This is a genomic window from Acidovorax sp. JHL-3 (genome assembly GCF_000526295.1).
Lineage (GTDB): Bacteria > Pseudomonadota > Gammaproteobacteria > Burkholderiales > Burkholderiaceae_C > Acidovorax > Acidovorax defluvii.
Window position 1 is genome coordinate 3,040,770 of the sequence record NZ_JAFU01000001.1, and the last position, 13,906, is coordinate 3,054,675.

At 61.9% G+C, this 13,906-nt stretch carries 11 protein-coding genes; 5 read left to right on the top strand and 6 right to left on the bottom strand.

The features are described 5' to 3' along the window. The first annotated feature begins 6 nt into the window (after nucleotides 1-6). Nucleotides 7-840 carry a hypothetical protein gene (locus K226_RS0114165; protein WP_024815447.1) on the top strand — a complete coding sequence of 278 codons (834 nt, stop codon included), beginning with the start codon at nucleotides 7-9 and terminating at the stop codon, nucleotides 838-840. A 52-nt stretch (nucleotides 841-892) separates the two neighbouring features. Here K226_RS0114165 and lgt read toward each other — a convergent pair whose 3' ends face one another. Both lgt and K226_RS0114175 read right to left on the bottom strand, forming a co-directional pair. After that, complete coding sequence (gene lgt / locus K226_RS0114170) at nucleotides 893-1,720, bottom strand: prolipoprotein diacylglyceryl transferase (RefSeq protein ID WP_024815448.1); 828 nt, start codon at nucleotides 1,718-1,720, stop codon at nucleotides 893-895. Between the two features lie 123 nt (nucleotides 1,721-1,843). Next, nucleotides 1,844-2,281, bottom strand: a complete 438-nt coding sequence (locus K226_RS0114175; protein WP_024815449.1) for a hypothetical protein — start codon at nucleotides 2,279-2,281, stop codon at nucleotides 1,844-1,846. 98 nt (nucleotides 2,282-2,379) lie between these two features. On the opposite strand from K226_RS0114175, the gene K226_RS0114180 reads away from it, so the two are divergent. Both K226_RS0114180 and K226_RS0114185 read left to right on the top strand, forming a co-directional pair. Beyond that, nucleotides 2,380-4,416, top strand: a complete 2,037-nt coding sequence (locus tag K226_RS0114180) for a site-specific DNA-methyltransferase (RefSeq protein ID WP_024815450.1) — start codon at nucleotides 2,380-2,382, stop codon at nucleotides 4,414-4,416. Next, nucleotides 4,413-7,370 carry a DEAD/DEAH box helicase family protein gene (locus K226_RS0114185; RefSeq protein WP_035241103.1) on the top strand — a complete coding sequence of 986 codons (2,958 nt, stop codon included), beginning with the start codon at nucleotides 4,413-4,415 and terminating at the stop codon, nucleotides 7,368-7,370. The genes K226_RS0114180 and K226_RS0114185 overlap by 4 nt, the downstream gene beginning before the upstream one ends. 132 nt (nucleotides 7,371-7,502) lie before the next feature. On the opposite strand, the gene ilvD is transcribed toward K226_RS0114185, so the two are convergent. Continuing rightward, nucleotides 7,503-9,359, bottom strand: coding sequence for a dihydroxy-acid dehydratase (gene ilvD, locus K226_RS0114190; RefSeq protein WP_024815452.1), 1,857 nt, complete (start codon nucleotides 9,357-9,359; stop codon nucleotides 7,503-7,505). Nucleotides 9,360-9,448: 89 nt separating this feature from the next. Further along, nucleotides 9,449-9,691, bottom strand: a complete 243-nt coding sequence (locus tag K226_RS0114195; protein ID WP_024815453.1) for a TIGR04438 family Trp-rich protein — start codon at nucleotides 9,689-9,691, stop codon at nucleotides 9,449-9,451. Nucleotides 9,692-9,807: 116 nt separating this feature from the next. On the opposite strand from K226_RS0114195, the gene K226_RS0114200 reads away from it, so the two are divergent. After that, nucleotides 9,808-10,113: a c-type cytochrome gene (locus tag K226_RS0114200; protein ID WP_024815454.1), complete on the top strand. Its 306-nt coding sequence runs from the start codon at nucleotides 9,808-9,810 to the stop codon at nucleotides 10,111-10,113. A gap of 139 nt (nucleotides 10,114-10,252) precedes the next feature. Here K226_RS0114200 and K226_RS0114205 read toward each other — a convergent pair whose 3' ends face one another. After that, the gene (locus K226_RS0114205) at nucleotides 10,253-10,720 is read right to left on the bottom strand and encodes a hypothetical protein (protein WP_024815455.1); all 468 of its coding nucleotides are present in this window, start codon (nucleotides 10,718-10,720) and stop codon (nucleotides 10,253-10,255) included. A 185-nt stretch (nucleotides 10,721-10,905) separates the two neighbouring features. Continuing rightward, nucleotides 10,906-12,900: an acetate--CoA ligase gene (acs, locus tag K226_RS0114210; protein ID WP_024815456.1), complete on the bottom strand. Its 1,995-nt coding sequence runs from the start codon at nucleotides 12,898-12,900 to the stop codon at nucleotides 10,906-10,908. 142 nt (nucleotides 12,901-13,042) lie between these two features. Between acs and K226_RS0114215 the strand changes: the two genes are divergently transcribed. Then, nucleotides 13,043-13,642, top strand: a complete 600-nt coding sequence (locus K226_RS0114215; protein ID WP_024815457.1) for a TIGR00645 family protein — start codon at nucleotides 13,043-13,045, stop codon at nucleotides 13,640-13,642. Nucleotides 13,643-13,906: the final 264 nt, after the last annotated feature.

Consider the following 13,906-nt stretch of genomic DNA (forward strand, 5'->3'; position numbering starts at 1 on the left):
ACCGCCATGAACATCGTCATCAACCAAGACCTCAAAGCCTATATCGACCCGCTGACCCCCGAGGAGCACGAAGCTCTGGAGCGCAGCCTGCTGGCCGAGGGCTGCCGCGACGCCCTGGTGCTGTGGGGCGATGTGCTGGTGGACGGCCACAACCGCTATGGCATCTGCCAAAAGCATGGACTGCCGTTCCAGACGGTACAGAACACGCGCTTTCAGTCGATGCAGGACGTGCACCTGTGGATGATCGACCAGCACCTGGGGCGGCGCAGCGTTTCGGATTTTCAGCGTGGCGTGCTGGCACTGCGCAAACGCGAGATCGTGGCCGAGCGGCGCGCCGCAGCACTGGCGGCATCCAGCCCTTCGCAAACGCCCGCCGGGCACGCCGCGCACAACGAACACGACGCGACCAGCAACGCAGAGCCCTCGGCCCCTGTCACCCAGCCGCCGCCCACCGACCCCCTGAGCAGCCGTGAAGCCATTGCCAGGGCCGCACGGCTGAGCAGCAGCCAGGTGGTGATGATCGAAAAGATCCGCAAGCAGGCGGCCCCCGAAGTGGTGGCGGCGGTCAAGTCCGGCACGATCTCGATCAACGCGGCCGCCGCGGTGGCCAGCCTGCCCGCCGAAGAACAGGTGGCAGCCGCCATGGCCGGCAAGGATGAGCTGAAGCAGGCAGCCAAGCGCGTGCGCGAAGCCCAGCGCAAGCCACGCGCAGAACCGGTGGTGTCGGCAGGCGAACCCGCACCCGACACCGTGGCCGCCCTGCAGCAGCGCATTGCCGAGCTGACGGCCGAAAACGCTGCCCTGCGCCAGCAGGTGGCCGAACTCAGCGCCCGGCAGTAACTATGCTTTTAATAGCTGCTAGCGCTTACCCATCAAGCGCTAGAGCCTTATTTCACCCAAATTTCCGAGCAACCACTGGCTGGCGTTGCGCCCACAGCCACAGGCCCACACCGCCCGCGATCATGGGCAGGCACAGCCACTGGCCCATGCTCATGCCCAGCGAAAGCAGACCCAGGTAGGCATCGGGTTCCCGGAAATACTCGGCGATGAAACGGAACGTGCCGTAACCCACCAGAAACGCTGCCGCCACCTGGCCTGGGCGGCGCTCGCGGCGCGCATACAGCCACAGCAGCACAAACAGCAGCAGGCCTTCCAGCAGAAACTGGTACACCTGCGACGGATGGCGCGGCTGCATCGACCCGCTGTGCGCAAAGACCATGCCCCAAGGCAAGTCGGGGCTGGCAAAGCGGCCCCACAGCTCACCATTGATGAAGTTGCCCACCCGCCCGGCCGCCAGCCCCGTGGGCACACAGGGCGCCACAAAATCGGCCACCTGCAGCCAGGACCGCTTGCGCGAATGGGCAAACCACAGCATGGCCACAATCACGCCCAGCAGCCCTCCATGAAAGCTCATCCCGCCTTGCCACACGGCAAAGATCTCCAGGGGATGGGTGAGGTAATAGCCGGGTTTGTAAAACAGGCAATAGCCCAGTCGGCCCCCGGCCACCACCCCTACCACGCCCAGAAAAAGGATGTCTTCGACATCCTTGCGCGACCAGGCGCCCGGCCCGGTGATGGAGGTAAAGGGCTCATGGCGCAGGCGGCGAATTCCCAGCAGCATGAACAGGCCAAAGGCCGCAAGATACGTCAGGCCGTACCAGTGGATGGCCAACGGGCCAATCTGCAGGGCGACAGGGTCGATGTGGGGATAGGTCAGCATGGTGGCCGGTATTGTGCCCGGCGCTGCGGGCCGGGGTGAAAACCACAGCAGCAATCCCCGGGTTTTTGAGCAAAATTAGGCTCTAGCGCTTATGCAGCAAGCGCAAGCAGCTATGGTTTTTGATTAATCCGACGATGCCTTGCCTGCCGAGGCATCGCGTGGCGCCGCGCCGCCCTGGTGCACTTTGGCAAAAGTCAGGATGACTTCGCGGATCAGTTTGCGCTGCGGGGCGGGCAACTGCAGGAAGGCGTCGAAGGTTTCGCGCTCCAGGTAGCCCACGCCTTCGTCCCAGCGCTTCTGCTCACTGCGCAAATGTCGAAGCGCATGTTCACCAAACCGCAAGTGGTGCGGCTCCACCTTGAGCCAGCGGGCGAGCTCCTGCAGCTTGTCTTGTGTGGGTATCGCCTCGCCATTGAGCCATTTCCATGCTGCCTGCCTGCGAATGGGGTTGCCCGACCACCGCAGATTGAACTCGCGTTCCAGAACGGCCGCGCTGGGCGCCAAGCGCAGTGCCTGCATGGCTGCCCGTAGTCGCTCACTGAACTCCTGCTTTTCACTCATAGGAGCGCAAGTTGGCAACGGAACCGCCAGCAAAAATCCCTTACAGTTGACGCAAAACGTCCCCTTTTGGGTATGTTCTGTAAGACCTTTGCCTCTCCATGCCTAAATCCCTGCTCGAACAACTCCCCGAAATCGTCGCCAACGGGCGCAAACAAGCCGAACGCATCCTGGAGAGCCTGGAAAGCCGCCAGCGCGTGCGCCTGCAAACGCGCGAGGTGGTGTTGCCCGCCAAGGACAGCGCTGCGCAAGACTGGGTGACGCAGCAACAGCGCAGCGCGCAGCAAAACGTGTTCGCACCGGGGCAAGGTAGCCTGTTGGCCAGCCCGCAAGCCACGCTGGGCACCGCACCCGAGACTCAGACCCCGGCGCCTTGGGCCAACCGCCTGATCTACGGCGACAACCTGCTGGCCATGGCCGCACTGCTGGCGGGCGATGAAGACACGCCCAGCCTGCGCGGCAAAGTCGATTTGATTTACATCGACCCGCCATTCGACAGCAAGGCCGACTACCGCACCAAGGTCACGCTACCGGGCGTGGAGCTGGAGCAAAAGCCCACGGTCATTGAGCAGTTTGCGTACTCGGACACCTGGAGCGACGGCACCGCGTCCTACTTGGCCATGATCACGCCGCGCCTGATCTTGATGCGGGAATTGCTGGCGGACACCGGCTCGATTTATGTGCATCTGGATTGGCATGTGGGGCATTACGTCAAGCTGGTGATGGATGAGGTGTTTGGGAAAGGCAACTTCAAAAACGAGATCGTTTGGGACTACTCGTTTCGCATGATGGACTTACCGGGATTCTTCAATCGCAAACACGACGTTTTGTTCTTCTACGGGAAAGGCACCGAAACGCATTTTGTTATGCCGAAGACGGAGTGGACTAAAGACGACCTCATGAAGAGCAGGAAGCAAGCAATTCATGTAGATGCAAATAATGTCGAATGGATTTGGATGCCCGGGGGCAAAGGCAATTCAAAAAACAAGCTGCGGCGCGTTGATGAAATACTGGCTGAGGGCAAAGCCGTTTCTGACGTGTGGGATATCCCCATCATTTCATCCTCATCCAAAGAGCGGGTCGACTACGCAACCCAAAAGCCAGAGCAGCTTCTTGAGCGAATATTCCATGCGTCGTGCCCAAGGAACGGGATCGTTCTTGACGTTTTTGGAGGTTCCGGCACCACCGCCGCCGTCGCCGAAAAACTGAGCCGCCGCTGGATCACCACCGAACTGGGCAAACCCGCCTGCATGATCATGCGCAAGCGCCTGATCGACCTCGAAGCGAAACCTTTCCTCTACCAGGCCATCGGTGATTACCAGGTAGAAGCCGCCAAGGCCACGCTGGGGCGAGACTTCCGCATTGGCGATCTGTCGCAGATCGTGCTGTCGCTGTACGGCGCCCTGCCCCTGCCGTCCGAGGTCAACCCGCAGCGCAACCTGGGCCAGATTGCGGGCGTCGAACTGAATGGCCGGCGTGGCAGCAAAACGCTGGTGCTGGCCGATTCGCCCAACAAGCTCACCGGCACCGCCACCCTGAAGAAAGCCATTGCCCAGCGCGACAACCTGCTGGGCGGCTGGGACCGCGTGGTGGTGCTGGGCTGGAACTTTGAGCCCAGCATTGGCGAAACCATCACCGCGCTGAACGATGACCGGCTCGAAGTCCTGGTGATTCCGCCCGACCTGATGGACCGCCTGAAAAAGAAGGGCGGCATCGACAAGCTGCGCGGGCAGGTGCGCTTTTCCAGCTTGCAGTATTTGACAATTCACCCGGTACAGCGGCGCGTGCAGGGCAGCGAAGAAACCCTGAGCGTGCGCCTGAAAAACTACGTGCTGCTCTCGCCCGAGGCCATCAACCTCGACGACACCAACCGCGCCAAGCTGCAGGCCGTGGCCAATGCCGAGCCGCTGGCGCTGATCGAATACTGGGCGGTGGACCCGGACTACGACGGCAAAGTATTTCGCTCGGTGTGGCAAGACTACCGGGGCAACACAGCCAACGATGCCGACGCACTGCGCGTCGTGACGCAGGCCACTTTGAGCGTGCCCGCCCACAGCGGCCCGCGCCGGGTGTGCGTGCGGGTAGTGGATGTATTTGGCTTTGAGGCCGAGGTGGTGACCACGGTGGAGGCCGCATGACGAGCGCGCTGCAAACCCCGCACGACCCCATGGCCCTGTCCACCGGGCTGACGGCCAGAACCCGGCAACTGAGCCTGGGCCTTGAATCCGGGGCTGCCGACATACTGGATCTCGTCACCCCCACCACGGCGGACCTGCTGCGATGGTGGTTTGGCGAAGACATGGTGGCTGCGCGCGGCGGGCTGAACTTTCATGCCGGGCAAAAGCAGGCCATCCTGAATGCCATCGTGGCGCACGAGGTGCTGGGCGCGGCATCGTTGCAGGATTTGTACCAGCAGGTGGCGCCCGATGCGCTGCTGGCGGGCACCCGGCTGACCGAGGTGTCTGCCGCGAAGCACGCGCACCCCAAATACTGCTTCAAGATGGCCACGGGCACGGGCAAGACCTGGGTGCTGCAGGCGCTGCTGATCTGGCAACTGCTGAACAAAAACGCAGCGCTGGCCGAGGGGCAGGACGATGCGCGCTTTACCCGTCAGTTCATGGTGGTGGCGCCGGGGCTGATTGTGTACGAGCGTCTGCTGGATGCATTTTGCGGAAAATTGATAGCAGGCAGCGCAAGCGGGGCAAGAGATTTCGCCACTTCAGACATGGCGCAGTTTGCCGACCTGTTCATCCCCGAGGCGCACCGCGACGCAGTGTTTGCCTTTGTGCGCGGCAATGTGTGCAGCAAGGGCGAGGTCGGCCTGAAGGCCACGGGCAACGGCATGATCGCCATCACCAACTGGCATTTGCTGGCCGAGGGCGAGGTGGTGGACGACGTGGAAGCAGTGGAAGCGCCTGGCGCGCCACTGGAGCCGCAGCAGGTGGTGAACGCCGTGCTGCCCCTGACGCCCGGCCGCGCCACGGGCAACAGCCTGGACGTGCTCGACCGCCGCTATGCGCGCGGCGACGTGCTGGAGTTTCTGGCCGCTCTGCCTGAGCTGATGGTGTTCAACGACGAGGCGCACCACATCCACGAGTTCAAGCGCGAGGGCGAGGTGACCGAGGTGGAGTGGCAAAAGAGCCTGAGCCGCATTGCCGAAACCAAGGGCCGGCGCTTTGTGCAGGTGGACTTTTCTGCCACACCGTACAACGACGTGGGCAGCGGCAAGAACAAAAAGAAGCTGTACTTTGCGCACATCGTCACCGACTTTGACCTGAAGGCCGCCATGCGCGCCGGGCTGGTCAAGTCTTTGGTGCTGGACCGGCGCAAGGAGATAGGCGCATTGCCGCTGGAGTTCAAAGCCGAGCGGGACGAGGCGGGCAACCCGGCCCTGAGCGAAGGCCAGCGCGTGATGCTGAGGGCTGGCCTCAAAAAACTGCGCAAGCTGGAGGCGGACTTTGCCCGCATCGACCCCGCGCGCCACCCCAAGATGCTGGTGGTGTGCGAAGACACCACAGTGTCGCCCCTGGTCGCGCAGTTTCTGCAAGAGCAGGAAGGCTTGCAGCCGGACGAGGTGATGACCATCGACTCGGGTAAAAAGGCCGAGCTGGGCGAGAAGGATTGGGCACCGGTGCGCGAGCGCCTGTTCAGCGTGGACAAGCACGCCACGCCGCGCGTGATCGTCAGCGTGCTGATGCTGCGCGAGGGTTTTGACGTGAACAACATCTGCGTCATCGTTCCACTGCGCAGTTCACAAGCGCAAATTCTGCTGGAGCAAACCATTGGCCGGGGCCTGCGGCTGATGTGGCGCGACGCTGAATACACGGACCTGAAACGCGAGAACCGCGAGCGCATCAACGCCGGGCAGGAACCGGCCAACCTGATCGATGTGCTGAGCATCGTCGAGCACCCGGCCTTCCAGTCGTTTTACGACGAGCTGCTGAAGGAAGGCGTGGCGGGCACCACGGGCGACAGCATGGACGACACCTCCAGCACCGGCGACGTGATCGCCGCCGAGCTGCGCGAGGGCTTCGAGAAATTTGACTTCGGCATTCCATTCATCCTGCGCGAGGCGGACGAACTGCGCGACCATGCCGCCGTGGATGTGCAGGCGCTGCCCGCCTTCACGGCGATGTCGGCAGACGCCTTGCGCGGCTTGCTGGGCAAGGGCGACACCTTCATCTCGCAAGACCTGCAAAGCGCCACACTGTTTGGCGACTACCGCGTCGATGGTGCGGTGATGAACGTGGGCGGCTACAACGACTATTTGGCGCGCCTGACGCGGCGCATCAGCCAGGCGCTGAGCGAACCATTGCCGAAGGGCAACAAAATTGCCACGCACCTGGCCAAGCCCTATTTGCAGGTCAATACCGCCGATTTGACTGGCTGGCTGGACGACTACATCTGGACGCGGCTGTTTGGCGCCGCCTTCAACCCGCTGGAAGATGAAAACTGGCGACTTTTGCTGCTGCAGCCGGTGGTGGAGCACATTACCAAGGTGTTTGCCGTGGCGCTGCTCGAATCCGAAGAGCAGCACCCCAGCGGCCACACCGAGGTGCACGCGCGCTACCTGAGCGAAGTGCCGCGCCTAATGCTGCGGGAGGCCCATTCGGTGGAGGTGAGCAAGTGCATCTACACCCGCCTGGGTTGGCCCGCGCGCAATGGAGGGCTGGAGCGCGCTTTCATCCACTGGGCGCAGGCCGATGCGCAGGTTCTGGCGTTTTGCAAGATCAGCGAAAACCGCCACACTTTTGCCCGCCTGCGCTATGTGAAGGACGATGGGCTGCCCGCGTTCTATTCGCCGGACTTTCTGGTGCGCACGGCCAGCGGTATTTTTCTGGTGGAAACCAAGGCGCAGCAGCAGGCGATTCACCCCAACGTGCAACGCAAACTGAAAGCGGCCATCGCGTGGTGCGAGCGCATCAATGCCTTGGCACCAAAACACCGGCAGGGCCTGCCTTGGCATTACGTGCTGCTGGCCGAGAACGTGGTGCACGAATGGCAGGCCAAAGGGGCACACTTGGCAGAGTTGCTGGACTACGCAAGGCTGCGGCCACTGGCCAGCGCATCGCTACAAGCCAGTTTGCTTTGATTGACAGGCAAAACAGCCTCTGGCGCTGATGGAATAAACGTCACCAGCTATCAAAAACAAAGCACCATAAAAAAACCCGCCGTGCGAGCCACCGGCGGGTTTTTGTGCGCAGCGCCTGCGCGCCGGGCGGTGTCAGTCGAGCAGCGACAGGTCGCGCACGGCACCTTTGTCGGCCGACATCACCAGCTTGGCATACGCCTTGAGGGCGGCGGACACCTTGCGCGGACGTGGCTGCGCGGGTTTCCAGCCCAGCTTGTCTTGCTCGGCGCGGCGCTTGGCCAGCTCTTCGTCCGACACCAGCACGTTGATGGAACGGTTGGGAATGTCGATGCGGATACGGTCACCATTGCGCACCAGGCCAATCGCGCCACCGGCTGCGGCCTCGGGCGAGGCATGGCCGATGGACAGGCCCGAGGTGCCACCCGAAAAGCGGCCATCGGTCAGCAGCGCGCAGGCTTTGCCCAGGCCCTTGGACTTGATGTAGCTGGTGGGATAGAGCATTTCCTGCATGCCGGGGCCGCCCTTGGGGCCTTCGTAGCGCACGATCACCACGTCACCTGCCTTGACCTTGTCGGCCAGGATGTTGGCCACCGCTTCGTCTTGCGACTCGACCACGTGGGCTGGGCCTTCGAACACCATCAGTGCGTCATCAACCCCGGCCGTTTTCACCACGCAGCCGTTGAGCGCGATATTGCCCACCAGCACCGCCAGGCCACCTTCTTGCGAGAAAGCATGGTCCGCAGAGCGGATGCAGCCCTTGGCGCGGTCGATGTCCAGGCTGGGCCAGCGGGTGCTCTGGCTGAACGCCACCTGGGTGGGGATGCCGGCGGGGCCGGCCTTGTAGAAGGTTTGAACCGCTTGCGACGGGTTGCGGGCGATGTCCCACTGGTCCAGTGCGTCCTTCATCGTCTTGGCGTGCACGGTGGGGGTGTCAGTGTGCAACTTGCCCGCACGGTCCAGCTCACCCAGAATGGCCATGATGCCGCCCGCGCGGTGCACGTCTTCGATGTGGTATTTGTCGGTATTGGGTGCCACTTTGCACAGCTGGGGCACGACGCGCGAGAGGCGGTCAATGTCGGCCAGGGTAAAGTCGATCTCGGCCTCTTGGGCAATGGCCAAGATGTGCAGGATGGTGTTGGTGGAGCCGCCCATGGCGATGTCCAGCGTGATGGCGTTTTCGAAGGCCTTGAAGCCCATCGAGCGCGGCAGCACCGTGGCATCGTCCTGTTCGTAGTAGCGCTTGCACAGTTCCACTGCAAGGTGGCCGGCGCGCTTGAACAAGGCTTCGCGGTCAGCGTGCGTGGCCACCACGGTGCCGTTGCCGGGCAACGACAGGCCCAGCGCTTCGGTCAGGCAGTTCATCGAGTTGGCGGTGAACATGCCCGAGCAGGACCCGCAGGTGGGGCACGCAGAGCGCTCCACCTCGGCCAGGTCGGCGTCTGAAACATTGTCGTCAGCCGCCATCACCATGGCGTCGATCAGGTCGAGCTTCTTGAATTCGAGCTTGTGCGTGCCGGGGTTGGCCAGCTTGACCTTGCCCGCTTCCATCGGGCCACCCGAGACAAACACCACGGGGATGTTCAGGCGCATGGCAGCCATAAGCATGCCGGGCGTGATCTTGTCGCAGTTGGAGATGCATACCATGGCGTCGGCGCAATGCGCATTGACCATGTATTCCACCGAGTCGGCAATGATGTCGCGGCTGGGCAGCGAATACAGCATGCCGTCGTGGCCCATGGCAATGCCGTCGTCTACGGCGATGGTGTTGAATTCCTTGGCCACGCCGCCAGCCGCTTCGATCTCGCGCGCCACCAGCTGGCCCATGTCCTTGAGGTGCACATGCCCCGGCACGAACTGCGTGAACGAATTGACGACCGCAATGATGGGTTTTTGAAAGTCGTCGTCCTTCATGCCGGTGGCACGCCAGAGCGAGCGCGCACCTGCCATGTTGCGACCGGCGGTAGAGGTTTTGGAGCGGTAAACGGGCATCGTGATGTGGGGTAAAGGGTTACGCGGGAATCAGGGGCAATGTGTACGCAATTATCGCGACAGCTGGCGGTCGGGCATCGCCACCATGCCTAGCGCGGCTTGCGCGGCTGGATCCCCAGCGCTTCTTTGTGCTTGTTGATGCGGTCTTGCTTGCGCTGGTCCATTTTCTCCATGGCCTTGCGCTTGGTGTAGCCCGTGGAGTCGGCCCATGCCCACCATAAGGTGGTGATGGCAAACGGCGACAGCACCCACCACCAGGACCATGCAGCGACGGGTCCGATTTCAAGATATTTGAGCAGCGCCAGAACGAGACCGAGACCTAACAGATACATGGTTATCTCCAAAAAACACAATTCTGATGAATGAATTGACAAAAGGCGTGGCAATGTCAACCCAAGTCACTACAATTTCGTTGAAAGCACTGTAACTCAACCTCAGGAAACCCACCATGAAACGTACGCTGATTACTCTTGCCATGACACTGTCGGTCGCAGCTCCTGCAATGGCTGACTTGGCCTTGGCCACTTCGAAGAATTGCATGGCTTGCCACGCTGTCGACAAGAAAATGGTTGGTCCGTCCTACAAGGATGTGGCAGCCAAGTACGCCGGCCAAAAAGACGCTGTCGACAAGCTTGCCACCAAGATCATCAAGGGCGGCTCTGGCGTGTGGGGTCCCGTTCCCATGCCCGCCAACGCTCAAGTTGCTGAAGCAGATGCCAAGAAGCTGGCTGCCTGGGTGATGACGCAGAAGTAATTCGGCCCATGCCCGCTGCGGAGCGCAACGCTCCGCATCCTCTGGCCGCGCTTTCCCTCCGGGAAACGCGGCCATTGTTTTGGGCGCTTCACACCGCGCACTCCTCACTTTGGCCGAGCACAACCGGCAAGGCGTTGCTTCACACCACGCTGGAGCCAGGGCGTCCCAGCAACTGTTGCTCGAGCTGCCCCACATAGGCGGCAGTGGTGTTGTCAGACTCTTCTGCCCTGGCCGCGAGGTGCGACTCCAGGATGTCCAGGCGCGCCAGCAAATCGGTATGGGATTTCAAGTGCTGGGCCTCAAGGAAGCTGCGCAGTTCCGTGAAACGCGACGCTTCAGCCTTGTCCGCCAGTTCGCGCTGGGCTTGCAGCTCCTTGGTGTGGCGACGTGTCTCCATGAGCACCGAGCCCTGCAAGGACAGCACATAGGCCACAAAGAACACGCCGAGTAGCGTGGTCAAGCCCAACATCAGCAACCCCAGGGGTGCCTCAAAGGTCATCAACCCCACGGAAACCAGCGATGAAGCGGCCAGTATTTCCCAGTTGAGCGCGGCCAGTGCGGCGATGGCCAGCACGATGAACAGCAAGATGGTTGATCGCATGTGCATGAAAGTACTCCGGTAGGCAAGCATCACCCCGGCCGACATGGCCAGGATGCAGATGCTGTGTTGTACCTCATGACCACGTCACCCGGCCTGGAACTTTGGAAGGTGCCGGTGCCGTCCTACAGTGGCAAGTGCAGGTGGCACTCTGTGCAAGCGCTGCGCGCGGGCGCCTGCGGCGCCCTTCTGGATCAGTTGGTCTGCGACAACTGATCCAGAATTGCGGGATTTTCCAGCGTGCTGGTGTCCTGGGTGATGGCTTCGCCCTTGGCGATGGAGCGCAGCAGGCGGCGCATGATTTTGCCGCTGCGGGTCTTGGGCAGGTTGTCGCCAAATCGGATGTCCTTGGGCTTGGCAATCGGCCCGATTTCCTTGGCCACCCAGTCGCGCAGCTCTTTGGCAATCGCCTTTGCCTCGTCGCCGGTGGGGCGCGAACGCTTGAGCACCACAAAAGCGCAAATTGCCTCGCCGGTCACATCGTCGGGGCGGCCCACCACGGCGGCTTCGGCCACCAAGTCGGTCTTGGCGACCAGTGCCGATTCGATTTCCATCGTGCCCATGCGGTGGCCCGAGACGTTGAGCACGTCGTCAATGCGGCCGGTGATGCGGAAGTAACCACGGTCGGCACTGCGCACGGCGCCGTCGCCGGCCAGGTAGTAGCCCTTGAGTTCTTCAGGGAAATAGCTCTTCTTGAAGCGCTCGGGGTCGTTCCAGATGGTGCGGATCATGCTGGGCCATGGGCGCTTGATGACCAGGATGCCGCCCGCGCCATTGGCCACGTCGTTGCCTGTTTCGTCCACGATGGCAGCAGTGATGCCGGGCAGTGGCAGCGTGCAGCTGCCGGGCACCAGCGGCGTTGCACCGGGCAGCGGCGTGATGACATGGCCGCCGGTTTCGGTTTGCCAGAAGGTGTCCACAATGGGGCAACGCTCGCCGCCCACATGCTTGTAGTACCACATCCAGGCTTCGGGGTTGATAGGCTCGCCCACGCTGCCCAGAATGCGCAGGCTCGAAAGATCGGAGCGCGCGGGGTGCACTGCCGCATCGCCCTCGGCTGCCTTGATGAGCGAGCGGATGGCCGTGGGAGCGGTGTAGAAAATGGAGCACTTGTGGCGCTCGATCATCTGCCAGAAGCGCCCGGCATTCGGGAACGTGGGGATGCCTTCAAAGATGATCTGCGTGGCGCCTGCGGCCAGCGGGCCATAAGTCACATAGGTGTGGCCCGTGATCCAGCCAATGTCGGCCGTGCACCAGAAGATGTCGTCGGGACGCAGGTCAAACGTCCATTCCATCGTGAGCTTGGCCCACAAAAGGTAACCGCCCGTGCTGTGCTGCACGCCCTTGGGCTTGCCGGTAGAGCCCGAGGTGTAGAGGATGAACAGCGGGTGCTCGGCACCCACCGCCACGGGCGGGCAGTCGGTGCTCTGGCCGGCCAGTGCCTGGGCAAAGGTCTTGTCGCGCCCCTCGACCATGTTGCACGCCGTGGGCGTGCGCTCGTACACAAACACGTTGCGCAGGGTGTCGCAGCCGCCAGTGGCCAATGCTTCGTCGATGATGGCCTTGAGCGGCAACTCTTTGCCGCCGCGCATCTGGTAGTTGGCCGTGACGATGGCCACGGCACCCGCGTCGATGACGCGCTCGTGCACCGCCTTGGCGCTGAAGCCGCCAAACACCACGCTGTGCGTGGCGCCAATGCGTGCGCAGGCCTGCATGGCGACAACGCCTTCGATCGTCATGGGCATGTAGATCAACACCCGGTCGCCCTTCTCCACCCCGTGGGCCTTGAGGGCGTTGGCAAACTGGCTCACGCGGGCCAGCAGCTCTTTGTAGGTGATGCGGGTTACCGCGCCGTCGTCGGCCTCGAAGATGATGGCCGTCTTGTTTTCGGTGGGGGTGCCGATGTGGCGGTCCAGGCAATTGGCCGATGCATTGAGTTCGCCATCGGCAAACCACTGATAGAACGGCGCATTGGATTCATCCAGGGTGCGGGTGAAAGGCTTGGTCCATTGCAGGTTTTCGCGTGCCAGGCGGGCCCAGAAACCTTCGAAATCCTTGTCGGCCTCAGCACACAGCGCTTCGTAACCCGCCATGCCCGAAATGCGGGCTGCCTTGGCAATCGCGTCCGAGGGCGGAAACACGCGGTTTTCGACGAGCACGGACTCGATAGAGGAATTGGGCGAACTCATGGTGTTGTCTCCTGGGTCTGATGGAACTGTGCGGTACTGTCTGCCACCCCACTTACAAGCCACTGACGGGCCTCAGCTTAAAGCTTGTCAGCCCGCGCGCAACCTAAAATCCGGCGTCATTCCATTTCCTGCTCAGGCCTTCATGTCCACCCCAACGCCCAAACCCCCGTCTCCCCTGCGTCCCCTGCCTGCGCTGATTTTTGCCAGCCGATGGCTGCAGCTGCCGCTTTACCTCGGGTTGATTGCGGCGCAGGCCGTGTATGTGTGGCATTTCCTGCTCGAACTCTGGCACCTGGTCGAAGCAGTGTTTGGCAGCCAGACGGCGCTACAGGCCCTGGTGACCAGCATCGGCTACAAGCCCGAGGTGCAGATCACCGCGCTGAACGAAACCGTGATCATGCTTGTGGTGCTGGCGCTGATCGACGTGGTGATGATCTCCAACCTGCTCATCATGGTGATCGTGGGCGGCTATGAAACCTTTGTGAGCCGGCTGGGCCTGGACGACCACCCCGACCAGCCCGAATGGCTGGGACACGTGAATGCCTCGGTGCTGAAGGTGAAACTGGGCCTGTCAATCATCGGCATCAGCTCCATCCACCTGCTCAAGACCTTCATCAACGCCGCCAATTACGACGTGAAGGTGCTGATGTGGCAGACCATCATCCATGTGGTCTTCCTTACCAGTGCACTGGCCATTGCCTACACCGACAAGCTGCTCAACAGCAGCCATGTAAAGCATTGAGCCATAATTTTTAGTCAAATTAACCTCAAGCGCTTATAGATAAAGCGCATGAAGCTATTAATTTTATAGCAAGCACACCTCTATAAAAGAAGGATGCCCCCGCCGACGGGACCCGGTCGGGGCGCATCGCGACCGGAACAACGCGCGTGTATACCCGGTTTTGAAAAACCCCTGTTTTGACCCAAAAACACTGAATCCGTATACTTCGGTTCTCATTCACCACCTGCAACGCAGGTAATTCAGCCCCAACGGGGTTGCAATGTG

Excerpts from the sequence above, each read along its gene's own strand:
- K226_RS0114195 (WP_024815453.1), bottom strand. The coding sequence starts at position 9,691 with ATGTATCTGTTAGGTCTCGGTCTCGTTCTGGCGCTGCTCAAATATCTT.
- K226_RS0114200 (WP_024815454.1), top strand. The coding sequence starts at position 9,808 with ATGAAACGTACGCTGATTACTCTTGCCATGACACTGTCGGTCGCAGCT.
- acs (WP_024815456.1), bottom strand. The coding sequence starts at position 12,900 with ATGAGTTCGCCCAATTCCTCTATCGAGTCCGTGCTCGTCGAAAACCGC.
- K226_RS0114165 (WP_024815447.1), top strand. The coding sequence starts at position 7 with ATGAACATCGTCATCAACCAAGACCTCAAAGCCTATATCGACCCGCTG.
- K226_RS0114175 (WP_024815449.1), bottom strand. The coding sequence starts at position 2,281 with ATGAGTGAAAAGCAGGAGTTCAGTGAGCGACTACGGGCAGCCATGCAG.
- K226_RS0114215 (WP_024815457.1), top strand. The coding sequence starts at position 13,043 with ATGTCCACCCCAACGCCCAAACCCCCGTCTCCCCTGCGTCCCCTGCCT.
- K226_RS0114180 (WP_024815450.1), top strand. The coding sequence starts at position 2,380 with ATGCCTAAATCCCTGCTCGAACAACTCCCCGAAATCGTCGCCAACGGG.
- K226_RS0114185 (WP_035241103.1), top strand. The coding sequence starts at position 4,413 with ATGACGAGCGCGCTGCAAACCCCGCACGACCCCATGGCCCTGTCCACC.
- lgt (WP_024815448.1), bottom strand. The coding sequence starts at position 1,720 with ATGCTGACCTATCCCCACATCGACCCTGTCGCCCTGCAGATTGGCCCG.
- K226_RS0114205 (WP_024815455.1), bottom strand. The coding sequence starts at position 10,720 with ATGCACATGCGATCAACCATCTTGCTGTTCATCGTGCTGGCCATCGCC.
- ilvD (WP_024815452.1), bottom strand. The coding sequence starts at position 9,359 with ATGCCCGTTTACCGCTCCAAAACCTCTACCGCCGGTCGCAACATGGCA.